Annotated in this window: 22 protein-coding genes and 1 tRNA gene; 14 read left to right on the top strand and 9 right to left on the bottom strand. The window is 67.8% G+C overall.

The annotated features are described in order from the left end of the window. Positions 1-4: 4 nt before the first annotated feature. Positions 5-745: a CAF17-like 4Fe-4S cluster assembly/insertion protein YgfZ gene (gene ygfZ / locus BMZ25_RS18135; RefSeq protein WP_092696069.1), complete on the top strand. Its 741-nt coding sequence runs from the start codon at positions 5-7 to the stop codon at positions 743-745. 24 nt (positions 746-769) lie between these two features. On the opposite strand, the gene efp is transcribed toward ygfZ, so the two are convergent. Further along, positions 770-1,333: an elongation factor P gene (gene efp / locus BMZ25_RS18130; protein WP_092696068.1), complete on the bottom strand. Its 564-nt coding sequence runs from the start codon at positions 1,331-1,333 to the stop codon at positions 770-772. Between the two features lie 215 nt (positions 1,334-1,548). Between efp and BMZ25_RS18125 the strand changes: the two genes are divergently transcribed. Beyond that, positions 1,549-1,866 carry a DUF6280 family protein gene (locus BMZ25_RS18125; protein ID WP_092696067.1) on the top strand — a complete coding sequence of 106 codons (318 nt, stop codon included), beginning with the start codon at positions 1,549-1,551 and terminating at the stop codon, positions 1,864-1,866. A 60-nt stretch (positions 1,867-1,926) separates the two neighbouring features. On the opposite strand, the gene BMZ25_RS18120 is transcribed toward BMZ25_RS18125, so the two are convergent. Further along, positions 1,927-2,358 carry an Lrp/AsnC family transcriptional regulator gene (locus tag BMZ25_RS18120; protein ID WP_092696066.1) on the bottom strand — a complete coding sequence of 144 codons (432 nt, stop codon included), beginning with the start codon at positions 2,356-2,358 and terminating at the stop codon, positions 1,927-1,929. Positions 2,359-2,609: 251 nt separating this feature from the next. On the opposite strand from BMZ25_RS18120, the gene BMZ25_RS18115 reads away from it, so the two are divergent. From BMZ25_RS18115 to BMZ25_RS18105, 3 genes are all read left to right on the top strand, one after another. Continuing rightward, positions 2,610-3,752 carry a type III PLP-dependent enzyme gene (locus BMZ25_RS18115; RefSeq protein WP_092696065.1) on the top strand — a complete coding sequence of 381 codons (1,143 nt, stop codon included), beginning with the start codon at positions 2,610-2,612 and terminating at the stop codon, positions 3,750-3,752. A gap of 78 nt (positions 3,753-3,830) precedes the next feature. Next, on the top strand, positions 3,831-6,137 hold the full coding sequence (locus BMZ25_RS18110; RefSeq protein ID WP_092696064.1) for a xanthine dehydrogenase family protein molybdopterin-binding subunit: 2,307 nt from the start codon (positions 3,831-3,833) through the stop codon (positions 6,135-6,137). Continuing rightward, positions 6,124-7,197, top strand: a complete 1,074-nt coding sequence (locus BMZ25_RS18105; RefSeq protein WP_235859933.1) for a DUF2235 domain-containing protein — start codon at positions 6,124-6,126, stop codon at positions 7,195-7,197. Before BMZ25_RS18110 ends, BMZ25_RS18105 begins: the two co-directional genes overlap by 14 nt. Positions 7,198-7,204: 7 nt before the next feature. Here the strand turns inward: BMZ25_RS18105 and metF are convergent, their stop codons facing one another. Next, entirely contained in the window at positions 7,205-8,071 is an 867-nt protein-coding gene (metF, locus tag BMZ25_RS18100) for a methylenetetrahydrofolate reductase [NAD(P)H] (RefSeq protein WP_092696062.1), read from the bottom strand. Positions 8,072-8,166: 95 nt separating this feature from the next. Between metF and BMZ25_RS18095 the strand changes: the two genes are divergently transcribed. After that, a complete protein-coding gene (locus BMZ25_RS18095; protein ID WP_092696061.1) occupies positions 8,167-9,084 on the top strand; it encodes a LysR family transcriptional regulator in 918 nt (305 codons plus the stop codon). Between the two features lie 63 nt (positions 9,085-9,147). Then, the gene (locus BMZ25_RS18090) at positions 9,148-9,936 is read left to right on the top strand and encodes an inositol monophosphatase family protein (protein ID WP_092696060.1); all 789 of its coding nucleotides are present in this window, start codon (positions 9,148-9,150) and stop codon (positions 9,934-9,936) included. 1 nt (position 9,937) lies between these two features. Here the strand turns inward: BMZ25_RS18090 and BMZ25_RS18085 are convergent, their stop codons facing one another. From BMZ25_RS18085 to putA, 3 genes are read right to left on the bottom strand one after another with little or no spacing between them, the layout of a single operon-like run. Beyond that, positions 9,938-10,303 carry a GFA family protein gene (locus BMZ25_RS18085; protein WP_092696059.1) on the bottom strand — a complete coding sequence of 122 codons (366 nt, stop codon included), beginning with the start codon at positions 10,301-10,303 and terminating at the stop codon, positions 9,938-9,940. Then, positions 10,300-11,037: a rhomboid family intramembrane serine protease gene (locus tag BMZ25_RS18080; protein ID WP_092696058.1), complete on the bottom strand. Its 738-nt coding sequence runs from the start codon at positions 11,035-11,037 to the stop codon at positions 10,300-10,302. Before BMZ25_RS18080 ends, BMZ25_RS18085 begins: the two co-directional genes overlap by 4 nt. 45 nt (positions 11,038-11,082) lie before the next feature. Continuing rightward, on the bottom strand, positions 11,083-14,532 hold the full coding sequence (gene putA / locus BMZ25_RS18075) for a bifunctional proline dehydrogenase/L-glutamate gamma-semialdehyde dehydrogenase PutA (protein WP_092696057.1): 3,450 nt from the start codon (positions 14,530-14,532) through the stop codon (positions 11,083-11,085). Positions 14,533-14,637: 105 nt separating this feature from the next. On the opposite strand from putA, the gene BMZ25_RS18070 reads away from it, so the two are divergent. From BMZ25_RS18070 to BMZ25_RS18045, 6 genes are all read left to right on the top strand, one after another. Next, the gene (locus BMZ25_RS18070) at positions 14,638-15,102 is read left to right on the top strand and encodes an Lrp/AsnC family transcriptional regulator (protein WP_092696056.1); all 465 of its coding nucleotides are present in this window, start codon (positions 14,638-14,640) and stop codon (positions 15,100-15,102) included. 72 nt (positions 15,103-15,174) lie between these two features. After that, positions 15,175-15,258: transfer RNA gene (locus tag BMZ25_RS18065), tRNA-Leu, on the top strand. A gap of 110 nt (positions 15,259-15,368) precedes the next feature. After that, positions 15,369-16,532, top strand: coding sequence for a WD40/YVTN/BNR-like repeat-containing protein (locus BMZ25_RS18060; RefSeq protein ID WP_092696055.1), 1,164 nt, complete (start codon positions 15,369-15,371; stop codon positions 16,530-16,532). A 118-nt stretch (positions 16,533-16,650) separates the two neighbouring features. Beyond that, positions 16,651-16,986, top strand: coding sequence for a hypothetical protein (locus tag BMZ25_RS18055; protein WP_143071558.1), 336 nt, complete (start codon positions 16,651-16,653; stop codon positions 16,984-16,986). A 124-nt stretch (positions 16,987-17,110) separates the two neighbouring features. After that, positions 17,111-18,529: an amidase gene (locus tag BMZ25_RS18050; protein ID WP_092696053.1), complete on the top strand. Its 1,419-nt coding sequence runs from the start codon at positions 17,111-17,113 to the stop codon at positions 18,527-18,529. Positions 18,530-18,564: 35 nt separating this feature from the next. After that, positions 18,565-18,966 (top strand): ectoine synthase, encoded by a 402-nt coding sequence (locus tag BMZ25_RS18045; RefSeq protein ID WP_092696052.1) that lies wholly within the window; start codon positions 18,565-18,567, stop codon positions 18,964-18,966. Positions 18,967-19,005: 39 nt separating this feature from the next. Here BMZ25_RS18045 and BMZ25_RS18040 read toward each other — a convergent pair whose 3' ends face one another. Beyond that, positions 19,006-19,740, bottom strand: a complete 735-nt coding sequence (locus BMZ25_RS18040; RefSeq protein WP_092696051.1) for a ZIP family metal transporter — start codon at positions 19,738-19,740, stop codon at positions 19,006-19,008. Positions 19,741-19,870: 130 nt separating this feature from the next. On the opposite strand from BMZ25_RS18040, the gene BMZ25_RS18035 reads away from it, so the two are divergent. Next, positions 19,871-20,977: a S1C family serine protease gene (locus BMZ25_RS18035; RefSeq protein WP_092696050.1), complete on the top strand. Its 1,107-nt coding sequence runs from the start codon at positions 19,871-19,873 to the stop codon at positions 20,975-20,977. Here the strand turns inward: BMZ25_RS18035 and metG are convergent. After that, positions 20,974-22,692, bottom strand: coding sequence for a methionine--tRNA ligase (metG, locus tag BMZ25_RS18030; protein WP_092696049.1), 1,719 nt, complete (start codon positions 22,690-22,692; stop codon positions 20,974-20,976). The two genes, BMZ25_RS18035 and metG, sit on opposite strands and share 4 nt — an antisense overlap. 73 nt (positions 22,693-22,765) lie before the next feature. Then, on the bottom strand, positions 22,766-23,383 hold the full coding sequence (locus tag BMZ25_RS18025) for an ImuA family protein (protein WP_235859932.1): 618 nt from the start codon (positions 23,381-23,383) through the stop codon (positions 22,766-22,768). Positions 23,384-23,475: the final 92 nt, after the last annotated feature.

Here is a 23,475-nt window from a genome sequence, read left to right as displayed (position 1 = left end):
AGCGATGACCACCGAGAGACGCATGCTGGCCGTGGGCGGCCAGGACCGGTCCGAGTTCCTGCAGGGGCTGATCACGAACGATGTGCTGCATCTGAAGGACGGCCTGGTTTACGCCGCGTTGCTGACCGCGCAGGGCAAGTACCTGGCCGATTTCTTCCTGTTGGACCGCGGGGACGACATCCTGCTGGATGCCCCGGCCGCGGTCTGGGACGCGCTGGTGAAGAAGCTGAAGATGTACAAGCTGCGCAGCAAGGTGACGCTCGACGAGGTCGACGTGTCCCTGGCCCGTGGCCTCGGAGAGGCACCCGAGGGCGCGCTGCGCGATCCGCGGCATCCCGCGATGGGGTGGCGAGCCTACGGCACCGACCTGACCGACGAGGATGTCGACTGGGACGCGCTGCGGGTCGCCAACTGCATCCCCGAGGCGGGGGTTGAGCTGGTGCCGGACGAGAGCTTCATTCTGGAATGTGGCTTCACGCGGCTGAACGGCGTGGATTTCCGCAAGGGCTGCTATGTCGGGCAGGAGGTCACGGCCCGCATGCACCACAAGACCGAGCTGAAGAAGGGCCTCGCCACGGTGTCTGTGGAAGGAGAGGCGCCGGTCGGCACGCCGATCACGTCCGAGGGCAAGCCCGCCGGCACGCTCTATACACAAGCGGGTGGGCAGGGGATCGCGTATCTCAGGCTGAACCGCGCGCAGGGCGCGATGGAGGCCGGAGAGGCCCGGCTGATGCTGGCGGCCTGAGCCGCCAGCGCCCGTGGGGCGCCGTCAGGCGCGCTCGGCGTATTCCATCGTCTCGGTGTTTATGACGATGTCCTCTTCGGGGCCGACGAAGGGCGGCACCATGACCTTGACGCCGTTGTCGAGCACCGCGGGCTTGAAGCTGTTCGCCGCCGTCTGCCCCTTCACGACCGGTTCGGTCTCGGCGACCTTGCAGGTAACCTTCTGGGGCAGGCGGGCGTTCAGCGCCTCGGATTCGTAGTACTCGATCTCAATGGTCATCCCGTCCTGCAGGAAGGGACGGCGCTCTCCGAGAATATCGGCCGGCAGTTCGATCTGCTCGAACGTGTCCTGGTCCATGAAGACGAGCATCCCGTCGTTTTCATACAGGAATTGCTGGTCGCGCTGTTCGAGGCGAACGCGCTCGATCTTGTCGGCCGAGCGGAAGCGTTCGTTGAGTTTCGAGCCGTTGCGCAGGTTGCGCATTTCGACCTGGGCGAAGGCACCGCCCTTGCCGGGCTTAACGTGATCGGCCTTCACCGCAACCCAAAGGCCGCCGTTATGCTCGAGCACGTTGCCGGGGCGGATCTCGTTTCCGTTGATTTTGGGCATGAGGCAGAACCGTGACGAAAGGTTGATGCAGTTACGACGGACCCTATATCTGGCGTTCGGGAGGCTGACAAGACGACCCTCTCCGCTCGCGTCCGGTCGTCCCGACATGCACTAGGTGCATGGCAGCCATTCCGAAACAGAGAACCAGAATCACCCGGCGATAGTCCAGAAGGGGCGGACGCCGAAAATGCAAGAGCAATAACGAAGGACGAAACATGGCCGATCTCGTCGATGGTACCGCGTTCAACCACGAGCAAGGCAATCGTGCGCGCAAGCTCTTTGCTGCTGTCGTGCTCGCTGCTCTGGACGATGCCATCTCCGATGACAAGAAGTACGGCAACGGGCCGGACCAGATCGCGCGTTGGGCGCGGTCGCGCGACGGTCGCGAAGTCCTGTCCTGTGCCGGCATCGATCCGAACGAACGCGTCGTCGCCGGTCTGATGGAGTTCGTGTCGAAGGGTGTCCGCACGTCGGTCGCGCTGTCGCGCGAGGAATCCGAGCGCCGCAACGCCGCCCAGGCCGAAGCCGCCTGACGTCGCCAGACCCGTGACACTGACGCGCCCCGCTCACCGGGGCGCGTTTTTTGTTGTCGCTCACATCGCCCGGTCGATGCGGGTCGAGAGATGGATCATGCTCTCGAACGCGCCGACATCCTCGATTTCCTCGATCCGGTCGAGGACCTCGTCGAGATCCTGCGTGGTGGCGGCGGCGACCTGAACGATCAGGTCCCAGCGGCCTGTCGTCGTATGCGCGATCTCGACTTCGGGCATGGCCCGTAGCCGTTGGAGGATGGCGGCCGTCGCCTTGGCCGCGATCTCCAGCAGCACGGTCGCGCGAATGCGGCGGACCGATACGTCGTCGCCCAGCTTGACCGTGTAGCCGCCGATTACGCCGGTGCGCTCCATCCGTTCGATCCGTGCCTGAACGGTGGACCGGGCGACCTTGAACCGCCGCGCCAGCCGCGAGGTCGAGGTGGAGGAGTCCGCCGCCAGAGCCGCGAGGATGCGTTGATCCAGTTCGTCCATTTCCGCCCCTTGTCCGGCCTGCGGCGTTGCGCATTTGCCGGCATTGTCAGTCTGCCGGCAAAGACTGTCAAACTGCCGGGGCGATCGGACGATTTGCCCCTTTTCAACGGTAAAAGTCGCGCGCATATCCGGCGCACACAATGGCCGGGCAAAGCGCACCGGCCGCGAGGAGGCAGACCGCGCAAGCGTCTCCCGACCCGTCGAACCGGGGCAAGAGGTGGCTGCGTCTCATGGCACCAAGGATGACGCCGATGGGACTTTCCAAAACGATCTGGGCATCGCCCGCCGAATACCTGGTCCGGCACCAGCCCGAGACCCCCGTGCTTTTCTTCGCGCCGGCGATCCTGCAGGCGACGGCCCGCCGTTTTCTCAAGGGGTTCCCGGGCCTCGTGACCTACGCGGTGAAGTCGAACCCGGACGAGGCGGTCATCCAGAACCTGTCGGCCGCCGGCGTGCGCGGCTTCGACGTGGCCTCGGTGTACGAGATCGAGCTGGTGGGTCGCGCGGCCCCGGGCGCCGCGATGCACTACAACAACCCGGTCCGCGCGCGGTCCGAGATCGCCCGCGCCGTCGAGCTGGGCGTGCGCTCGTTCTCGGTCGACAGCCGGTCCGAACTGCACAAGCTGGCCGCGCTCGTTCCCGCGGGCGCCGAGGTCTCAGTGCGCTTCAAGCTGCCGGTGACGGGCGGCGCCTATGATTTCGGTGCCAAGTTCGGCGCCACCGCGGACCTTGCCACGGGCCTTCTGGCCGAGGCGGCGGAGCTGGGCTTCACCCCGTCGCTGACCTTCCACCCCGGCACCCAGTGCACCGACCCGATGGCGTGGGCGGCCTATATCCGCAAGGCAGCCGAGATCACTTCGCAGGCCGGTGTGCGCCTGTCGCGCCTGAATGTCGGCGGCGGCTTCCCCGCGCATCGCCTGCACGAGCATGCCCCCGCGCTCGAGACGATCTTCGACATGATCGGTCAGGTCACGGCAGAGGTGTTCGGGGACGACGCGCCGGCGCTTGTCTGCGAGCCGGGCCGGGGCCTGGTGGCCGAAAGCTTTTCGCTCGCGACCCAGGTGCGCGCGGTGCGTGACGACACCCATGTCTTTCTGAACGACGGGGTCTATGGCGGGCTGGCCGAGCTGCCGCTGATCGGGATCATCGACCGCACCGAAGTGCGCGGGCCCGAGGGCGCGCTGCGCGCCGGGGCGCCGGTGCCGCGGATCGTCTTCGGTCCCACCTGCGACTCTGTCGACCGGCTGCCCGGCGAGCTGGCGTTGCCGGGTGACATCGCCGAGGGCGACTTCGTCATCTTCCACGGGCTCGGCGCCTATTCGACGGCGACGGTCACCCGGTTCAACGGGTTCGGGCTGCTGGAGATCGCGACCGCGATGGCGCTCACCGACTGAGCGTGGCGGCGGGGCTGGACTCGGCCCCGCCGGTCGTTACTGTCCGGGCAAAAGGCCTATCGGACAGGAGCGTATGCCATGGAAAAGTTCGGCAAATCCCAACCCGCAACCCGCGTCGAGGATCTGCGCTTTCTGACCGGGGCGGGGAGCTATGTCGACGATATCGCACCCGCCGACGCGCTGCACGGATTCTTCTTCAGGAGTCCGGTGGCGCATGGCGATATCAGCGAGCTTGACGTTTCGGACGCCGAAGAGGCGCCAGGCGTCCGCATGGTGCTGACGGCCGAGCGGGCCGAGGCGTTGGGCGTCTCGCTGGCCATGGATTTCTCGACCGTCACCAATATCGACGGCACGCCCGCCGCCGCGCCGGAACGCCCGTTCCTGGCCAAGGGGCGAGTCCGCTTCGTGGGCGAGCCGGTGGCGCTGGTCGTCGCCGATACGCTCGACCAGGCGCGCGACGCGGCCGAGTTGATCATGTTCGACGCCTCAGAACGTGCCGCGCATGTGAGCCTGTCGGAAGGCGGCGAGGCGCTGCACGACGAGGCGCCGGGCAACTTGGCCTTCGATTTCGGACTGGGCGAACGCGAGGCGACCGACCGTGCCTTTGCCGAAGCGGCGCATGTCGTCTCGATGGAGATCGAGGACAACCGGATCATGGTCAACTCGATGGAGCCGCGCGGCGCCTATGCCGAATGGGCCGACGGGCGGATGCACCTGTGCTTTGGCGGGCAGGGTGTCTGGGGCATGAAGGGGCATCTGGCAAAGTCCTTCGGGCTGGACGAGGCGCAGGTCCGCGTGACCACGCCGGATGTCGGCGGCGGTTTCGGCATGAAGGGGTTTTCCTATCCCGAGTACTTCGCGATCTGCGCGGTCGCGAAAGAGTTGGGCCGGCCGGTGCGCTGGATGTCAGAGCGCGGCGAGGCGATGCTGAGCGACAATGGCGGCCGTGATCTGGTGTCGCACGCAGAGCTGGCCTTTGACGAGAACTTCAAGATCATCGGATATCGCATTGAGAATACGTGCAATCTTGGCGGGTATTGCTCGACGTTCGGGCAGATGATCCAGACCAACCTGTTCGCCCGCGTGTTGATGGGCACCTACGACGTACAGACGACGTGGCTGCGCACGCGGGGCATCTTCACCAACACCGCGCCGGTCGACGCCTATCGCGGAGCCGGACGGCCCGAGGCAATCTACGCGCTCGAGCGCATCATGGACACCGCGGCGCGTCAGCTTGGCGTCGATCCGTTCGAGCTGCGCCGGCGCAACTTCATCCCCGCCGACGCCTTCCCCTATACCTCGGCCACGGGCGAGAATTACGACGTCGGCGATTTCCGGATGGTCATGACGCGTGCGGAAGAGGCGGCGGATCGCGCCGGCTTCGAGGCGCGCCGCGCGCAGAGCGAAAAGGCTGGAAAGCTGCGGGGCCTCGGCGTCGCCTATTACATCGAATCCATCCTCGGCTCGCCGGAAGAGGACGCGACGGTCGAGTTCAACGAGGATGGCAGCGTCTCTCTCTACGTCGGCACGCAGTCCAACGGGCAGGGGCACGAGACCGTCTATGCCCGCTTCCTCGCCGACCAGAGCGGCATCCCGTTCGAGAAGATCACCGTCGTCCAGGGCGACAGCGACCGGATCGCGCGGGGCGGCGGAACTGGCGGTTCCCGCTCGGTCACCGTGCAGACCCACGTGACGCTGGCCGCCGTCGCGGCGGTGCAGACCGGCTTTGCCGATTTCCTGGCGGACGAGATGGGCGTCGATCGTGACGCGATCAGCTTCGACGACGAACGCTTTCGGATCGAGGGGCGGAACGAGACGCCGACGATGCTGGAGGTGGCCGAGATGGCCCGCGCCGCGGGGCGCGACGATCTTCTGAAGATCACCGAGACGGCGACGCTGCCGGGGCGCTCCTATCCCAACGGCTGCCACATCGCCGAGATCGAGATCGATCCAGACACCGGCGTCACCGAGGTCGACCGCTATACGGTCGTCGACGATTTCGGAAACCTTATCAATCCGCTGCTGGCCGAAGGTCAGGTTCACGGCGGCGTGGCGCAGGGCATTGGTCAGGCGATTTCCGAGCGTGTCGTCTACGACGAGGACGGGCAGCTCTTGACCGCGAGCTTCATGGATTACGCCATGCCGCGGGCCTTCGATATCCCGATGATCGGCTTCTCGACCGCTCCGGTGCCGTCCACCGCCAACCCGATGGGCATGAAGGGCTGCGGCGAAGCCGGGACCGTCGGCGCGCTGGCGGCGGTGGCGAATGGCGTGCTCGATGCGCTCTGGTCGCGGGGCGTGCGCCGCGTCGACATGCCGTTCACGCCGTACCGCGTCTGGTCGATGTTGCAGGAGGTCACGGAGCCGGCCGTTGCGGCTGAGTGAACGCCTCTGGGCGTGGCTCGACCGGGTTCGCCAGGTCGAGCAATCGCCCAAGCGCCCGCGGCGCGGGCGCGTCGATCACGTCATCATCCTTGATGGCACCATGTCCAGCCTCGTGCCCGGAGAAGAGACGAACGCCGGTCTTCTCTACCGGCTCCTGCAGGAGCGGCTGCCGGACCCGCAGCTGTCGCTGCGGTACGAGGCGGGCATCCAGTGGCAGAACTGGCGCGCGACGATGGACGTGGTCGAGGGGCGCGGCATCAACCGGCAGATCGTCCGGGCCTATGGTGCGCTCGCCTCGCGCTATCGTCCGGGCGACCGCATCTATCTCTTCGGCTTTTCCCGCGGGGCCTATGCTGCGCGATCCCTGGCCGGCGTGATCGACCAGATGGGCCTGGTGCGACATGATCGCGCCACCGAGCGCACGGTGCGGCAGGCCTACCATTACTACCGCTACGGAGAGCCGAGCCACGCGTCGCGGGCTTTCAGCCGGCTCAACTGCCACGAGGCGGTCGAGATCGAGATGATCGGCGTCTGGGATACCGTCAAGGCGCTGGGGCTGCGGGTGCCGTTCCTGTGGCAGCTGTCCGAGGCGCAGCACGGTTTTCACAACCACGATATCGGCCAGACGACGCGAAACGGGTTTCACGCCCTGGCGCTGGACGAAATGCGCGAAGCCTATGCCCCGGTCCTGTGGAACAGCCCCGAGGACTTCGAGGGGCGGATCGTGCAGATGTGGTTCCGCGGCAGCCACGGCGATGTGGGCGGGCAACTGGGCGGCAAGACAGCGGCGCGACCGCTGTCGAACATCCCACTGGTCTGGATGCTGGAGTGCGCAGAGGAGTGCGGCCTGGACCTGCCGCAGGGCTGGCGGGCGCGCTTTCCCACCGACGTGACTGCGCCCTCCATCGGCACCTACCGCGGGTGGAGCAAGCTCTTCCTCGCGCGCAGCCGCCGGGTGGTGGGAGAGGACCCGTCGGAGAGGGTCCACGCCACGGCGCGCGATGACGACGATGGCGCCATCGCCGCGCCGGGACAGGCGGAAAGCGGCGCCTCGTCCTGAGCGCCGGTCAGGCCACGTCGCGCAGCAGCGTGGCAGGGGCGATGCCGAGCGCGTGGATCACGTCCCGCGTCATCTGCGCCGAGTTCAGCGTATAGAAGTGCAGATCCTCGATCCCCTCGGCCAGAAGGTCCGAGCACATCTCGGTTGCCAGCGCGGTGGCGAGGTCGGTCTCGCGGTCGTCCCGACCGGCCTTGTCGAAGGCGTGGTCGAGCCAGGGCGGGATGTAGGCGCCGCATTTCGACGCGAACTTGCGAACGCCGGTCCAGTTCTCGATCGGCAGGATGCCGGGGATTACCGGGGCGGTGATGCCGGCCCGGACGCACTTGTCGCGGAACCGCAGGAACGTCTCGCTCTCGAAGAAGAACTGGGTGATGGCGGAATGGGCGCCTGCGTCCAGCTTGCGCTTGAGCCACTCGACATCGGCATCGCGATGCGCGGCGTCTGGATGGGGATCGGGGTAGGCGCCGACCCGCAGCTTGAAATCGCCCGTGGCCGCGAGCGCCTCGATCAGCTCGACCGAGCTGGCGAAACCGTCGGGATGCGGGGTGAACCTGCCTTCGCCCTTGGGCGGGTCGCCGCGCAGCGCCACGATCTCGGACACGTCGGCATCGGCGTAACTCTTGGCGATCTCCAGCGTCTCGGATTTCGACGCGTTCACGCAGGTCAGGTGGGCGGCGACGTTCAGCCCGGTGGTCTGTCCCAGCGTCGTCACGGCCTCGTGCGTGAGGTCGCGCGTGGTCCCACCCGCGCCGTAGGTGACCGAGACGAAGGTCGGCTCGAGCGGGGCGAGCATCTTCACCGTGTCCCACAGCCGGAACGACGCTTTCAGCGACTGCGGCGGAAAGAACTCGAATGATATGCGAGGGTCAGGCATCGGGCACACTCCATCGGCGTTTGACGGATTGTGGCTCGAAAGGGCATGTGAGACAAATTCATAATTCTCATCATCTACATGAGGTTCATGCGGGTATGCACATCGAGTTCCGTCATCTTCGCACGATCAAGGCGATCCACGACGCGGGCGGCGTCGGGCGTGCGGCGCAGATCCTCAACATCACGCAATCGGCGCTCAGTCATCAGGTGAAGGGGCTTGAGGAACAGGCCGGGGTCGAACTGTTCGTGCGCCGCTCTAAGCCGCTGCGGCTGTCGGCGGCGGGGCACAAGCTGCTGCGGCTGGCCGAGAAGGTGCTGCCGGAAGTCGAGGCGCTGGAGGCCGAGTTCACCGATCTGCGCAGCGGGCGCTCGGGACGGCTGCACATCGCCATCGAGTGTCACGCCTGTTTCGAGTGGCTGTTCCCCGTGCTCGAGAAGTTCCGCCATGCCTGGCCCGATGTCGACGTGGACATCCGCCCCGGTCTGGCCTTCGGGGCGTTGCCGGCCCTGCAACGCGAAGAGGTCGATCTTGTCGTCTCGTCCGATCCCGAGTCGCTCGATGGCGTCGATTTCACGCCGCTCTTCGACTACGAGCCCGTGTTCGTGGCGGCCTCGGACCATCCCCTCGCCGAAAAGCCCTTTGTCGAGGCCGAGGATTTCCGCCCCGAGACTCTCATCACCTACCCGGTGGAGCGGTCCCGGCTCGACGTGTTCAGCCAGTTGCTGACGCCCGCCAAGGTCGAGCCGCGCGGCGTCCGGCAGGTCGAGCTGACGGCGGTGATCCTGCTGCTCGTGGCGTCGCGGCGCGGGGTGGCGGTGCTGCCCGACTGGGTGGTGCGCGACGTGCGCTATCACTCCGACTACGTGACACGCCCGATCACCGAGCGAGGGCTGACGCGGCGGCTCTATGCGGCGACGCGTAGCGACCAGACGACACAGCCCTTCATGGCGCATCTCCTGCGGCTGGCGCGCAGCGAGCCGGTCAAGCTGCAACGCGCGGGCGGTCCGGCTTGACGGCCCCTTGGCAACGGCGGCTCATGCGCCTATACGCGCGGCCTCATCAAGCGGAGCGGCGACATGCAGGGCAGTGCGAACCTCAACATCATGATCAAGGCGGCCCGTGCCGCGGGCCGGAGCCTGGTCAAGGATTTCCGCGAGGTCGAGAACCTGCAGGTCAGCGCCAAGGGTGCGGGCGACTTCGTCAGCCGTGCCGACATCGCGGCCGAGCGGATCGTGCACGAGATCCTGTCCGAGGCGCGCCCGAACTATGGCTGGGTCGGCGAGGAGAGCACCTCGCACGAGGGCAAGGATCCCACCCGCCGCTGGATCGTCGACCCTCTCGACGGAACGACCAACTACCTGCACGGCCTGCCGCACTGGGCCGTCTCCATCGCGCTGGAGCACAAGGGCGAGATCGTCTCGGCCGTGGTGTTCGATCCGGCCAAGGACGAGCTTTTCATGGCCGAGAAGGGCATGGGCGCGTTCATGAACGAAAGCCGCCTTCGGGTCTCGAACCGCCACCGGCTGATCGAATGTCTGTTCGCCACCGGGCTGCCCTTCGGCGGCAAGTCCGAACTCCCGGCGGTGCTGCGCGACCTGGGACGTCTGCTTCCCGCGACCGCCGGCGTCCGCCGCTCGGGCGCGGCGTCGCTGGATCTCGCCTATGTCGCGGGCGGGCGCTACGACGGCTACTGGGAGCGGGGCACCAAGCCTTGGGACATCGCCGCGGGCATCCTGATCCTGCGCGAGGCGGGCGGCTTCTTCGACACGATCACGCCTGAGGGCGACGTCCTGGCCTCGGGCGAGATCATCGCGGCGAACGGCGACGTGTTCGAATCGTTCGCCAAGCTGATCCGGCAGGCCTGACTCAGTCCTCCAGCGGACGTTTGCGCCCCTCGACCCACGGCACCTCGCCCAGGTCGCGCGGGTTCACGCCCTCGATGCAGCCAGCGTTGATGCCGTACTCGTCCGGGTTCGAGCGCCGCCGGTGGTGCGTGTAGATGCCGCAGACCGTGCAGAAATGGTGCTCTGCCACCTGGGTGTTCCACTGGTAGGTGCCCAGAGTGTCGGCGCCGCGTACCAGTTCGACCCCTTCGGCCGGGGCCGAGATCATGATCGCGCCGCGCCGGGCGCAATAGGAGCAGTCGCAGCGCCGGGCGGTGTTCAGCCCGTCGCTGAGCCGCACCGACAGCTCGATTGCGCCGCAATGGCATGTGACGCGGACCGTGTTCATTGCCGGTGTCTCCCTGCACGTGGAACGGTGGTGCGGCGCAGGCGGTACTGCGCCTCGGGGTGGGGCGGGTGGCCGTGGGTGCGGTGCCAGTAGTCGGTGCCGCCCTTGCGCCGCCAATGCGGTATCGTCGCCAGCAGCCCCACGAGGAAGCCACCCGCATGGGCCCAGTAGGCGACTCCGCCGCCATCCATAGGTGTCGCCGCGCCCGAGATCAGCTGCAACCCGAACCACAGGCCCAGCACGAGCCACGCGGGCACCGGGACGATCCGGAAGAAGATGAGCAGGATCACCAGGATGTCGACGCGAGCGCGCGGAAAGAGAAGGAGATAGCCTCCCATGACCGCCGCGATGGCGCCCGACGCGCCGACCATCGGCACCTGCGCCGACGGGTCGGGCAGGACCTGGGCGATCCCGGCGCCGATCCCGCCCAGCAGGTAGAAGCCGAGGAAGGTCCAGTGACCCAGCTCGTCCTCGAGGTTGTCGCCGAAGATCCACAGGAACAGCATGTTTCCGGCGAGATGCGCGATGCCGCCGTGAAGGAACTGCGAGGTCACGAAGGTTGCCGGATTCGACACCGCGGGCACCAGCGCCCAGTCGGCGAAGAAGGCGTTCAGCTCGGCCGGATCGGAATACAGGGGAAGCGTGGCCAGAAAGACCGCGACATTCGCCAGGATCAGCGCGTAGGTGACGAATGGAACCCGCTGTGACGGGTTGTGGTCGCGGATCGGAAACATGAGGGCCGAAGTGGCGTGCTTCGGCCCTCAGGTCAAGCGCGGTGCTCAGGCCTTGGAGGCCTGGGCGAGCAGGGCGGCGTTGCCGCCCGACGCGGTCGTGTCGACGCAGACGTGACGCTCCAGCAGGACGTCTGGATGCGTCAGTTCCTCGGTCGTCAGCCGCAGGATCGGTCCCTCGCGGGCGGCGAGTTCCCGCGACAGTCGGCGGGCGGTATCCTCGTCGCCCCACCAGACGACGCCGCCGAGGCCGCGCAGCTTGGTGAGCGCGTCCGCCTCGGGCACGCCGCCTGCGGCCACGCCGACGCCGCCCAGGGCGCCCACGGCGCGGATCTGCTCTTCCTGCGCGGCCCTGCCGGGGCCACAGCACAGGATCGGCTCACGCGCGAAGTGCGACAGGCGGTTCGATTCACCGGTCGGTCCCGGGAGTTCGAGTGTGTCGATCTCGGCGGTCGGCGCCTTGGTCTGATCGAGAGCCTTCTGCAGCGCCTTCAGGGGCATCGTCTCGGTCTCGACGTCGGTTGGAAGGTCCGGCAGGCCCGGTTCGGTGAAGCGGGCCACGTAGTCCGGCCCGCCGGCCTTGGGACCGGTGCCCGACAGTCCCTCGCCACCGAAGGGCTGACTGCCGACGATCGCGCCGATCTGGTTGCGGTTGACGTAGAGGTTGCCGACCTTCACCCGGTCGATGACGTGCTGCACGCGGTTGTCGATGCGGCTGTGCAGCCCGAATGTCAGGCCATAGCCCTTGGCGTTGACCGAGTCGATCACGGCGTCGATCTTCTCGGCCTTGTAGGTGGCCATGTGCAGGACGGGGCCGAAGACCTCTTCGCCCAGGTCCTCGATCCCCTTGATCGAGATGACGCAGGGCGCCTGGAAATGTCCGTCGTCCGGGGCGCCCACTTCCTTCATCAGGCGCTTCTCCTTGCGCGCCTTCTCGACATAGGCCGAGATCTCGCCATGGGCCTCGCCGTCGATCAGAGGGCCGACATCGGTCGACAGGTGCCACGGATCGCCCACGCGCAGCTCGTCCATCGCGCCGAAGAGCATCTCCTTGAACTCTTCGGCCACGTCCTCCTGCACGTAGAGACAGCGCAGCGCCGAGCAGCGCTGGCCCGCGGATTGGAAGGCCGACTGCACGATGTCGCGCACGGCCTGTTCCAGCAGGGCGGTGCTGTCGACGATCATCGCGTTCAGGCCGCCCGTCTCGGCGATGAGCGGGGCGCCGGGGGCGAGGTTGTCGGACATCGTCCGACGGATGGCGCGCGCGGTGTGGGTCGAGCCGGTGAATGCGACGCCCGCCACCCGCAGGTCCGAGGTGAGCGCCGCCCCGACGGTGGCCCCGTCACCGGGCAGGAACTGCAGCGCGTGGCGGGGCACGCCGCCCTCGTGCATCAGGCGTACCGCGATGGCGGCGATCAGCGGCGACTGCTCGGCCGGCTTGGCGAGCACGCCGTTGCCCCCCGCCAGGGCCCCGGCGATCTGTCCCGTGAAGATGGCCAGCGGGAAGTTCCACGGCGAGACGCAGGTAAAGACCCCGCGTGGCGGTGTCCTCAGTTCTTCGGCGCGGGAGGCATAGTAGCGCAGGAAGTCGACCGCCTCGCGCACTTCGCCCACGGCGTCGTTCATCGACTTGCCCGCCTCGCGGGCCAGCGCCGCGAAGAACTCGCCGTAATTCTCCTCATAGAGGTCCGCGATCCGGCGCAGCACCTTGGCCCGCTCGGATGCCGGGGCCTCCCACGGGGCGGCGGCCGACAGCGCGGCCTCGACCTGGGTTTCGTCGGCGTCGGTCACGGTGCCGACAACCTCGTCCTTGCGTGCGGGATTGTGCTGCTTGCGGTCGGTCCCGCCCGGCGTCTCCGTGGCGAGAACCGGCGCGGCCCTGAAGTCGGACGCCATGTAGGGGCGGCGCTGCTCTTCGATCTCGCGCAGAGTGTGGCGCTCGGTCAGGTCCCACCCGCGCGAGTTCTTGCGGTCGGGCAGGAAGATGTCCGTGCCCGGCGGCACCGGGGCGGCGCGGTCGGTTTCCTTGAACGGGTCGGCGGCCACGACCTCGGGCGGGACGTCGTCGTCGACGATCTGGTTCACGAAGGACGAGTTCGCGCCGTTTTCCAGAAGGCGCCGCACGAGATAGGCCAGAAGGTCCCTGTGCGCGCCGACGGGGGCATAGATGCGGCACGCGGTGCCGTGGTCGGCCATGACCATGTCATGCAGCGTCTCGCCCATGCCGTGCAGGCGCTGGAACTCGAACGCCTTCTTGTCGTCCGCCATGTCGAGCACTGCGGCGACCGTGTGCGCGTTGTGCGTCGCGAACTGCGGGTAGATGCGGTCGGTCATGCCCAACAGCTTGCGGGCATTCGCGATGAAGCTGACATCCGAGGCGGGCTTGGCGGTAAAGACGGGGAAGGCCGAGGTGCCGGCCACCTGCGCGGCCTTGATCTCGGTGTCCCAGTAGGCGCCCTTCACGAGGCGCACCATCAGCTTGCGGTCCAGCCGCGTCGCGGTGTCGTGGACCCAGTCGATCACGGCGCCGGCGCGGGGGCCATAGGCCTGCACCACGACGCCGAAGCCGTGCCATCCCTCGAGCCGCGGATCGGCGAGCGCCGCCTCGATCACGCGGAGCGACATGGTCAGCCGGTCGGCTTCCTCGGCGTCGATGTTGAATCCGATGTTCAGTTTCGCGGCCTGCGCGGCAAGGGCCTGCACCCGCGGCACGAGCTCTTCCATCACGCGGTCGGCCTGAGAGACCTCGTAGCGCGGATGCAGGGCCGACAGCTTGACCGAAATGCCCGGATTGGTCGCCACGTCGCCCTTCGTCGCGGCGTTGGCGATGGCGTCGATCGCATCGGCGTAAGACTTCTGATAGCGGTCGGCGTCGCGCATGGTCCGCGCGGCCTCGCCCAGCATGTCGTAGGAATAGGTGTAGCCCCTGGCTTCCTGCTTTTCCGCGCGCTCCATCGCGGACTTGATGTTCTCGCCCAGGACGAACTGCCGGCCCATCTCGCGCATCGCCTGGCGGACCGCCTGTCGGATCACCGGTTCGCCCATGCGGCGCACCGCGCCCCGCAGCTGGCCGACGAGGCCGGGGCGCCGTTCCTCCAGAACCTTGCCGGTCAGCATCAGCGCCCAGGTCGACGCGTTGACCAGCGGCGACGAGGAATGGCCCATGTGCTTGCCCCAGTCGGACGGGGCGATCTTGTCCTCGATCAGGTCGTCGATCGTCTCGGCGTCGGGCACGCGCAACAGCGCCTCGGCAAGGCACATCAGCGCGATGCCCTCTTCGGTCGAAAGACCATACTCCGACAGGAACGTCTCCATCAGGCCCGGCTTGGCCGAACCGCGGATCCGGCGCACCAGTTCGGCGCCCGCTTCGCTGATGCGGGCGCGGTCCTCCTCTGACAGGTTCGCGGTCCGCACCATCTCGGCCAATACCGCACCGGCATCGGGATACTTCTCGACCGAGAGTTCTGGCAGGGGGGTGTATTCGCTGTCACGCGGCATGGCGGCCTCCTGTTTGATCCCCTAGGATACGGTAAAATTCCGAGTCCGTTCGCCCGACGACCTAGCCTTCCGCAGGCGGTTGTCCTGAAAAATTGGAGACCGCCGATGCAGTTCGATATCGACACCCTGGACGGGTTCGATCGTGCGATCCTTCGCGTGCTTTCCGCCGACGGTCGAATCAGCATGACGGAGCTGGCGCGGCAGATCGGGCTGTCGAAATCGCCGACCCAGGCGCGGGTCAAGCGGCTGGAGGCCGCGGGCGTGATCACGGGCTACCGCGCGCTGGTCGATCCGGTGCGTCTGCGGCGCGAGCATGTGGCCTTTGTCGAGGTCAAGCTGTCGGACACACGCGAACCCGCGCTCGCCGCCTTCAACGCTGCGGTGATCGAGATCCCCGAGGTCGAGCAGTGCCACATGATCGCGGGCGATTTCGACTATCTGCTGAAAGTGCGCACCTCGAGCATGACCGAATACCGGACGGTGCTGGGGGAGCGGCTGTCGGCGCTGCCGCACGTGGCGAACACCTCGACCTACGTGGGGATGCAGGCGGTCAAGGACGTGGCGCTCTGACCGGACCGATGGCTTGCCGGCGCCGCGCGGGTCGTTATGGTCGGCGCGGGCCTGTGCCCGTGGCCTGTCAGTGCGGACGTGGTGGAATTGGTATACACAGGGAACTTAAAATTCTCGGCTTCATGCATACGGGTTCGAGTCCCGTCGTCCGCACCACCGACCTGATCCCGCCCGCCATGCCGGCCAAGCTCCGCCATACGCCGATCGGGGTGCTAGGGCGGTCCCGCGGACCATGCTAGGCTCCTGATGCGGGACGGGAGGATGATGTGTCGGCACAGCCTGTTCACCTTCTTCTGGGGACGACCAAGGGGGCCTTCGTCGTCTCGTCCGAGGACGCGCGAAGAGATTGGCGCGTCCGGGGGCCGTTCTGTGACGGTTGGACGATCAACCACGCCATCGGCGACCCGGACAGCGGTATGGTCTGGGCCGGTGGCGGCGGCGAATGGACCGGCGCCGGCATCTGGCGGTCCGGTGACGGCGGGCACAACTGGGAACTGGTGCGCCTGACGACCGGCACGATGGACGCGTGGGCTGCAGACGATCCCGACTTCGCACAAATGATCGGCTGGTCCGAGACCGAGAGCCCGCCGATGGCGGACGCGTTCCAGCAAATCTGGTCGCTCGGTCTGGCCAATGGCCGCCTGCTGGCGGGAACCAAGCCGGCGCGGCTGCTCGAAAGCGCCGATGCCGGGGAGACGTGGCACGAGCGGGAGGCGCTGCGCAATCATCCCTCAGCGGATACATGGTCGCCCGGCGGAGCGGGGCTGGTGCTGCACACCATCGTCGCGGATTCGTCGGACAGCCAGGCGCTCTGGGTCGGGATTTCGGCCGCGGGGGTGTTCGCGACCGAGGATGGCGGCGCCAGCTGGGAGCGGCGAAACCGGCTGTCGAACACCTCGTCCTGCGGTGGCCACGACCATCCCGCGGGGCCTCGGGACGGCGAGACGGGGCATTGCGTGCACAACCTCGTCCGGGCGCCCGGAGCGGCGGCGCGGCTCTACCAGCAGAACCACCACGGTGTCTGGCGCTCGTCCGATGGCGGCCGAAGCTGGGACGACGTGACCGATGGGCTGCCATCGACCTTCGGCTTTCCGATCCGCGTGCACCCCCGAGATCCCGGCACGATCTGGACGCTGCCCCTGAACGGCGACATGCAGGGCCGGTTTCCGCCGGACGCGGCGGCGGCGGTCTGGCGGTCGCGCGATGCCGGCGAGACGTGGGCCGCGTGCCGGACCGGATTGCCGCAGGAGGCCTGTTTCTTCACCGTGCTGCGGCAGGGCATGGCCGTGGACACGCGCGACCCGGCCGGCGTCTATTTCGGCACGAACTCGGGATCGGTCTTCGCCAGCGCGGACGAGGGCGACACCTGGTCCGAGATCGCCCGCCACCTGCCCACGATCCTGTCGGTTGAGGTGTTCGAGCCGGCGTGAGCCCCGCGCAAGGTCCTGCCCAGCCGCCTGACGCTTGCGGAACCGCCGTAGCCGCTTCGGAGTTGCGTGCGCGTGAGGGCGGGCAAACCGCTCCGGGACAGGCGGGATCGAGCACACGATGAACACATCGACACGAGCGGCACATGTCGCGGCCCTGATGGACCACTGCGCCGTTCTTCTGGAACGGGCGCGGGATGTCCTGGACGAACTCGGCCTCCATCGCGGCAGGCAAGAGGCGGACGAGGCCGTCGACCTTGTCGCGCGGCTCAGCGAGGTTTCCGGCAGCCTGAACTTCATGGATATCGACTGGCGCGATATCGAGATCATGAAGGGAGACCTCGCGTCGATCCGGGACGCGCTGACGCGGGTCGAACAGCAGGTCCGTCTGTCCATGGACGTGGCGCGCGGCGCGATGCCGGACCGTCTTTCGGCGCAAGGCTCGGTCGGCGCCTAGGCGGGGCCGCTCGGTCGCGCGAGACTTAATCCATTTAATGTTTTTCGCCGCGTCGTTTGCGGGGCAGGAACAGTCCCTTTTTGTCGGCGTTCGCCCGGCGATGCGACAAAAGGAGACATGTCAATTGAGTGAGACCGATCTCGGCAGCTGTACCGCCGCCCAGCTGTCCGACCTCTTCGCCCGCCGCGAGGCGTCCCCTCTCGAGGCGACGCGCGCCGCGCTCGACCGGATCGACCGCTACAACGACGCCGTCAACGCCTATGTCCACGTCGATCGCGAAGGCGCCGAAGCCGCCGCGACCGAGTCGGCCCGGCGCTGGGGGCAGGGCGCTCAACTGAGCCCGATCGACGGCGTGCCCGTCTCGATGAAGGACCTGACCGAGGTCAAGGGCATGCCCGCCCGCGACGGGTCGCTGCTGACATCGGACAAGCCGTGCGACCGCGACGCGCCGCCGACGGAGCGCATGCGCGAGGCCGGGGCGGTCATCCTGGGCAAGACCAACACGCCGGAATTCGGTTGGAAGGGCGTCACCGACAACCGCGTGTTCGGCGCGACGATGAACCCCTGGGACACCAGCCTGACGCCCGGCGGCTCGTCCGGCGGGGCCGCCGCCGCCGCGGCGCTGAACATGGGCGCGCTGCACCAGGGCGGCGATTCCGGCGGCTCGATCCGGATTCCCGCGTCGTTCACCGGCGTGTACGGCTTCAAGCCGACCTTCGGCTGGACGCCGCAATGGCCGCCGGCAAAGACGCCGACGCTGTCGCATATCGGACCGATGACCCGGACCGTGGACGACGCGGCGATGATGCTGAACGTGATCGGCCGCTACAGCTATCGCGACCCCTACGCGACGCGCGGCCAGCCCGAGGACTGGGCGCGCGACCTCGACGACGGGCTGAAGGGCCTGCGCATCGCATTCTCGCCCGATCTCGGCTATGCGACCGTCGATCCGCAGGTTGCCGCGCGGGTGCGCGAGGCGGCCGAAAAGCTCGAGGAGCTGGGCGCCGAGGTGGTTGAGATCGACCCCGGCTTCGAGTCGCCGATCAAGATCTTCCAGATGATCTGGTTCACGGCCTCGCTCGACCTCTACAAGTCCTGCACGGGCGACGAATGCGCCAAGCTGGATCCCGGCATCGTGGCCAACGCCAAGGCGGCCGAGGACTGGACCGCGCTGGATCACTTCCGCGCGCTGTCCGAACGGGCGCGCTTCACCCAGGCGCTCGAGCGGTTCAACCAGGATTACCACCTGCTGATGACACCGTCGGTGGCGATCCCGCCCTTCGAGGTGAACCAGGAGGTGCCGCCGGGCAGCGACATGTCCGACTGGACCGAGTGGTCGCCGTTCTCGTACCCGTTCAACCTCAGCCAGCAGCCGGCCGCGTCGGTTCCGTGCGGCTTTACCGCCGACGGGTTGCCCGTGGGCTTCCAGCTGGCCGGGGGCAAGTTCGACGACGTGCGCGTGCTGCGCGCCTCCAAGGCGTATCTCGACGCCAACCCCGCACGCTTTCCGACCGTGCCGAACCCGGCCGAACTGGCCGCCTGAGACCCTAAACATAACGACGAACGAAGGAGCGACACATGATCGTCCGCGACCAGAAAGACGCCGAGAACAGCGCCGTAGACGAGGAGAAGTTCATCTCCAAGCGCTATACCCTGCGCGCCGACGGGATGGGGCACTCGGTCCACGAGACCTACATCAAGCCCGGCCAGAGCCTGCACATGTGGTACAAGAACCATAAGGAAACGGTCATCTGCACCGACGGTGAGGGCCAGATCGAGGACCTGACCGAGGGCGGCACCTACGAGCTCAAGCCCGGCACGCTCTATGCGCTCGACAAGCATCAGAAGCATATCCTGAGCAGCGAGAAGGGCATGACCGTGCTCTGCGTCTTCAGTCCGTCGCTCGTCGGTCCCGAGGACCACGACGAAGAGGGCAGCTATCCGCTGTACGAGGACGACGGCACCATCGTGAAGCACTGAGTGCCCTTCCGGGCGCGGGCTGGGTCCGCGCCCGGAACGTTACAGGCCGAGCGCAACGTCCACGGCGAGCCCCGCCAGCAAAGCGCCCTGTGCGATGAGCGCGACGCGCCGCCACCCCGCCATCTCCACGGCTTCGGGCAGCAGGTCGACCAGGGCCATTGCCACCATCGCCCCCGCTGCGAAGCCCAGGCCGAACGGCAGCGCCTGAGTGAAGGCCTCGACCCCGGCATAGGCCGGCAGCGCAAAGACGGGCTGCGGCAGGCTCGAGACGACCGCCCATCCGGCGGCGGCCCAGACCGACACGCCGGACGGAACGAGGACCAGCGCGATGGCCAGGCCTTCGGGGACATTCTGCAGGGCGATCGCCGTCGTGACGAACAGACCGAGCGAGTCGCCCCCGCCATAGGACACGCCGACGCCGATCCCCTCGGCAAAGGAGTGCGCCGTCATCACCCCCATGATCAGCACGGCCCGGCGTGCATCGGCACCGCTGAGCTCGCCGACCGACAGCGACTCGTGCTGCGACAGCACCCGCTGCGCCAGCACCACCGCCGCGGCCCCGACCAGCGCGCCGCCGGCTGTCAGCCACGCTCCAGCCGAGGTGCCTTCCATCAGCAGCACGGCGCTCGCCGCCAGCATGAGGCCCGCCGCGAGGGCGTTCGCGCTGCCGAGGCTTCGCCGCGCCACGCCGGAGACGAACAGGAAGGGCAGGGCGCCGAGGCCGGTCGCGATGGCGGTCATCAGGGCCAGGAGGAAGACGGCGGTGAGACTCATGAACGATTCCTTAAATTTAGAATAATTCTAAATAAGGAGGCGCATCCGTCAATCAATACCCGCACTCTCAGGGCGTGTCCGCGTCGTCACACGCGTTGACGCCGGGCGCACGTTACACGATTTCAGGGCCATGAGTTTTGCGCAGCGTCTTGCACTCGTGGTCGCCGCGGCGCTCGCCGTATCTGTCGGATGGCGCCTGTCACCGGCGTTGATCGACCTGTTCGACGGCACCGAGATGCCGCGCGTCGTGACCGCACGCGGCGAACTGGCGGCGGAAGAGCGGTCGACCATCGAGCTGTTCCAGGCGACCCGCGACGGGGTGGTCGCAATCTCCACCGCCGCGCGGGTGGTCGATCCGTGGACTCGGCGCAGCTATGACCAGCCGGCGGGTAGCGGGTCAGGGTTTCTCTGGGACGGGCAGGGGCACGTCGTCACGAACAACCATGTGATCCAGGGCGCCTCGCGGGCGACGGTGGCCTTGGCCGACGGCCGGCGCTTCGAGGCGCGGCTCGTCGGTCGCGATCCTAGCCACGACCTCGCCGTGCTCAAGATCGACGCCGCGCGCCTGCCCGAGCCGGTCGCCATCGGCACCAGCCGCGACCTGCAGGTGGGGCAGAAGGTGCTGGCGATCGGCAATCCCTTCGGTCTGGACTGGACGCTGACCACCGGCATCGTCTCGGCGCTGGACCGCGAACTGACCGAGGACAACGGCCGGACGATCCGCGGACTCGTCCAGACCGACGCGGCGATCAATCCGGGCAATTCGGGCGGGCCGCTGCTGGACTCGGCGGGACGGCTGATCGGGGTGAACACGGCGATCTTCTCGCCCTCGGGCGGCTCGGCGGGGATCGGGTTCGCGGTGCCGGTGGGCACCGTGAACCGTGTGGTGCCGCAACTGATCGAGACCGGCCGCTACACGCCGCCGGGCTTAGGCGTCCGGTTCGACGCGCGGGTCAACGCGCTGGCCAATCGGCAGGGCATCGACGGCGCGCTTGTGATGAGCGTCGAGCCGGGCAGCCCCGCGGACAGGGCGGGGCTGGATCCGGCGCGGATGACCCGCGACGGCCGGCTGGTGCCGGGCGACGTGATCCGGGGGATCGACGGCGCGCAGGTCCGGACGCTGGACGATCTCGAGGCGCAGCTCGACCGGCTGTCACCCGGCCAGGAGGTCGAACTCGACCTGCGCCGGAACGGCGAGAGCCGCTCTGTCAGCCTGTCGGTGACGGGCGGGAGCTAGTCCCGCACGCCGGAAAACCGCGCCTGCCAGTCGTCGCGCTCGTCGTCGGTGATCTTGCGGAACAGCACGTCCGGCACGTCGAAGGCATGGCCGGCCGGCAGCACGTCGAGCGCGGCGGCGATATCGTCGGGCCAGCTGTCGTCCGCGCAATGCATCGCCGCGAGCATCTGGTCGGCAGCATCGGGGATGAAGGGGTGCGACAGCACCGCGTAGACCCGGATCAGGTTCAGCGACAGGCGCACGATCGCCGCCGCCCGGTCGGGGTCTTCCTTGTAGGCGGCCCAGGGCGCGGTGGATTGCAGGTATTCGTTGCCGGCCACCCACGTCGCCCGCAGCTCCATCGCCGCCTTGCGGATGTCGATGTTGTCCATGTGCGTCTCGTAGGCCCGCACGCGGCGCGTCAGTTCTTCGATCAGGTCGGTCTCGGCCTGGCCGTAGCTGCCGCCCGACGGGATCTCGGTGCCGAACTTCGAGCGGCAGAACTTGGTCACGCGGCTGACGAAATTGCCCAGCACGTCGGCGAGGTCCTTGTTCACGCTCTGCTGGAAGTTCTCCCAGGTGAACTCGGCATCGCCGCTCTCGGGCGCATGGGACAGGAGCCACCAGCGCCAGTAATCCGCCGGCAGGATCGACAGGGCCTGGTCCATGAAGACCCCGCGCCCCTGCGAGGTCGAGAACTGGCCGCCGTCGTAGTTCAGGTAGTTGAACGACTTGATGTAGTCGACGAGCTTCCACGGCTCGCCCGACCCCATGATCGTCGCGGGGAAGGAGAGGGTGTGGAACGGCACGTTGTCCTTGCCCATGAACTGCACGTAGCGGACATCCTCGGCGCCCTTGTCGGTGCGCCACCACCGTTGCCAGGCGGCGTCGTCCAGGCCCTTTTCCTCGGCCCATTCGCGGGCGGATGCGATGTATTCGATCGGTGCGTCGAACCAGACGTAGAAGACCTTGCCCTCCATGCCCGGCCAGGGCGCGTCGCCGCGCTTGACCGGGACGCCCCAGTCGAGGTCGCGGGTGATGCCCCGGTCGCGCAGGCCGTCGCCGTCGTTAAGCCACTTCTTCGCGATCGACGTGGTCAGCACGGGCCAGTCCGCCTTTTCGTCGATCCAGGCGTTCAGCTCGTCGCGCATCGCCGATTGGCGGAGATAGAGGTGCTTGGTCTCGCGCACCTCCAGTTCGGTCGAGCCCGAGATCGCGCTCTTGGGGTCGATCAGGTCGGTCGGGTCGAGCTGCTTGGTGCAGTTCTCGCACTGGTCGCCGCGGGCCTTGTCGTAGCCGCAATTGGGGCAGGTGCCCTCGATGTAGCGGTCGGGCAGGAAGCGACCGTCGTCCTGGGAATAGACCTGCCGCTCGGTCACTTCCTCGATCAGGCCCGCGTCGTAGAGCCGTCCGGCGAAGTGCTGCGTCAACTCGCGGTTCTGCGGGCTGGACGAGCGGCCGAACTTGTCGAAGCTCAGTCGGAAGCCGTCGGATAGTCCCTTCTGGACCTTGTGCATCTCGGCGCAGTACTCGGCCACGGGCTGCTGGGCCTTGGCGGCGGCAAGCTCGGCCGGGGTGCCGTGTTCGTCCGTGGCGCAGAGGAACATCACCTCGTGGCCCCGCTGGCGCAGGTAGCGGGCATAGAGATCGGCGGGAAGCTGGCTGCCCACCAGGTTCCCCAGGTGCTTGATGCCGTTGATGTAGGGGATCGCCGAAGTGATCAGGTAGCGGGACATTGGGCGGCCTTCCTCGTTTGTCGGTGCCCCTTTAGCGAAATCCTCGGGCAGGGGCCAGCGGCCACGCGCGCCCTCACGCCGCCGTCTCGGCCACCAGCCCGCCCTTGCCCGGAGAGACGGCCCAGCTGGCCGGCGGGGCCGTCCGGGCGCGCAGCCGCTCCAGCCGCCACGACAGCGCGGTCTGTCCGTGGTGCCGTGGGGACAGCGCCCATCGGCTTTCCACCCCCTGGGCGGCGCCTTCGGGGGTCAGGAGGATCCCCAGGGGCGGGGCGCCCGACGCGGCGGCCCCGGTTTCGGCGGCAAGGTGCAGGCGGCGCACGGCCGTCAGGCTCGGCGGATCCGGCAGGTCGGCGACCGTCGCCGTCACGATGCCCGAGCGCAGGACCTCTTCCATGCACCACAGCAAGTCCTCGGCCCGTTTCGGCGCGACGAACACCACCCGCCCCGGATCGACGAAGGGCATAAACCCTTCGGGATGAGGGCCGCCGAGGGTCCACGAGGGGGCGATCCACATCACCGATCCCTCGGTGCGCCCCGCCGCGATCATCGCCAGGGTGCGCCGGGATAGGCCGCAGAATTCGTGCACGCGGGCGGGGGCGAGGGTGAGGTCCCCCACGAACCGCAGGCCGTGCGGCTCGGGGGCGCGGTGGCTGGCGCGGGTCAGCATGTGGGGCGCGGGTGCAGAGGCCATGATCCAAGGCTAATATGTTCTTCATTTGTTCTCAAGGCCGGTCTTGCCGTTCCCGTCGAGGCTGCTAACCCTGCGCGCAACTTGAGGAGACA

The organism is Tranquillimonas rosea (genome assembly GCF_900111315.1).
In the GTDB taxonomy this organism is placed as follows: Bacteria; Pseudomonadota; Alphaproteobacteria; order Rhodobacterales; family Rhodobacteraceae; genus Tranquillimonas; species Tranquillimonas rosea.
This window is presented reverse-complemented; position numbering and strand designations above follow the sequence as displayed.

What these genes read in the sequence shown, in the direction of transcription:
- ygfZ (WP_092696069.1), top strand. Translation starts at nt 5, where the DNA reads ATGACCACCGAGAGACGCATGCTGGCCGTGGGCGGCCAGGACCGGTCC.
- efp (WP_092696068.1), bottom strand. Translation starts at nt 1,333, where the DNA reads ATGCCCAAAATCAACGGAAACGAGATCCGCCCCGGCAACGTGCTCGAG.
- BMZ25_RS18125 (WP_092696067.1), top strand. Translation starts at nt 1,549, where the DNA reads ATGGCCGATCTCGTCGATGGTACCGCGTTCAACCACGAGCAAGGCAAT.
- BMZ25_RS18120 (WP_092696066.1), bottom strand. Translation starts at nt 2,358, where the DNA reads ATGGACGAACTGGATCAACGCATCCTCGCGGCTCTGGCGGCGGACTCC.
- BMZ25_RS18115 (WP_092696065.1), top strand. Translation starts at nt 2,610, where the DNA reads ATGGGACTTTCCAAAACGATCTGGGCATCGCCCGCCGAATACCTGGTC.
- BMZ25_RS18110 (WP_092696064.1), top strand. Translation starts at nt 3,831, where the DNA reads ATGGAAAAGTTCGGCAAATCCCAACCCGCAACCCGCGTCGAGGATCTG.
- metF (WP_092696062.1), bottom strand. Translation starts at nt 8,071, where the DNA reads ATGCCTGACCCTCGCATATCATTCGAGTTCTTTCCGCCGCAGTCGCTG.
- BMZ25_RS18095 (WP_092696061.1), top strand. Translation starts at nt 8,167, where the DNA reads ATGCACATCGAGTTCCGTCATCTTCGCACGATCAAGGCGATCCACGAC.
- BMZ25_RS18090 (WP_092696060.1), top strand. Translation starts at nt 9,148, where the DNA reads ATGCAGGGCAGTGCGAACCTCAACATCATGATCAAGGCGGCCCGTGCC.
- BMZ25_RS18085 (WP_092696059.1), bottom strand. Translation starts at nt 10,303, where the DNA reads ATGAACACGGTCCGCGTCACATGCCATTGCGGCGCAATCGAGCTGTCG.
- BMZ25_RS18080 (WP_092696058.1), bottom strand. Translation starts at nt 11,037, where the DNA reads ATGTTTCCGATCCGCGACCACAACCCGTCACAGCGGGTTCCATTCGTC.
- putA (WP_092696057.1), bottom strand. Translation starts at nt 14,532, where the DNA reads ATGCCGCGTGACAGCGAATACACCCCCCTGCCAGAACTCTCGGTCGAG.
- BMZ25_RS18070 (WP_092696056.1), top strand. Translation starts at nt 14,638, where the DNA reads ATGCAGTTCGATATCGACACCCTGGACGGGTTCGATCGTGCGATCCTT.
- BMZ25_RS18055 (WP_143071558.1), top strand. Translation starts at nt 16,651, where the DNA reads ATGAACACATCGACACGAGCGGCACATGTCGCGGCCCTGATGGACCAC.
- BMZ25_RS18045 (WP_092696052.1), top strand. Translation starts at nt 18,565, where the DNA reads ATGATCGTCCGCGACCAGAAAGACGCCGAGAACAGCGCCGTAGACGAG.
- BMZ25_RS18040 (WP_092696051.1), bottom strand. Translation starts at nt 19,740, where the DNA reads ATGAGTCTCACCGCCGTCTTCCTCCTGGCCCTGATGACCGCCATCGCG.
- BMZ25_RS18035 (WP_092696050.1), top strand. Translation starts at nt 19,871, where the DNA reads ATGAGTTTTGCGCAGCGTCTTGCACTCGTGGTCGCCGCGGCGCTCGCC.
- metG (WP_092696049.1), bottom strand. Translation starts at nt 22,692, where the DNA reads ATGTCCCGCTACCTGATCACTTCGGCGATCCCCTACATCAACGGCATC.
- BMZ25_RS18025 (WP_235859932.1), bottom strand. Translation starts at nt 23,383, where the DNA reads ATGGCCTCTGCACCCGCGCCCCACATGCTGACCCGCGCCAGCCACCGC.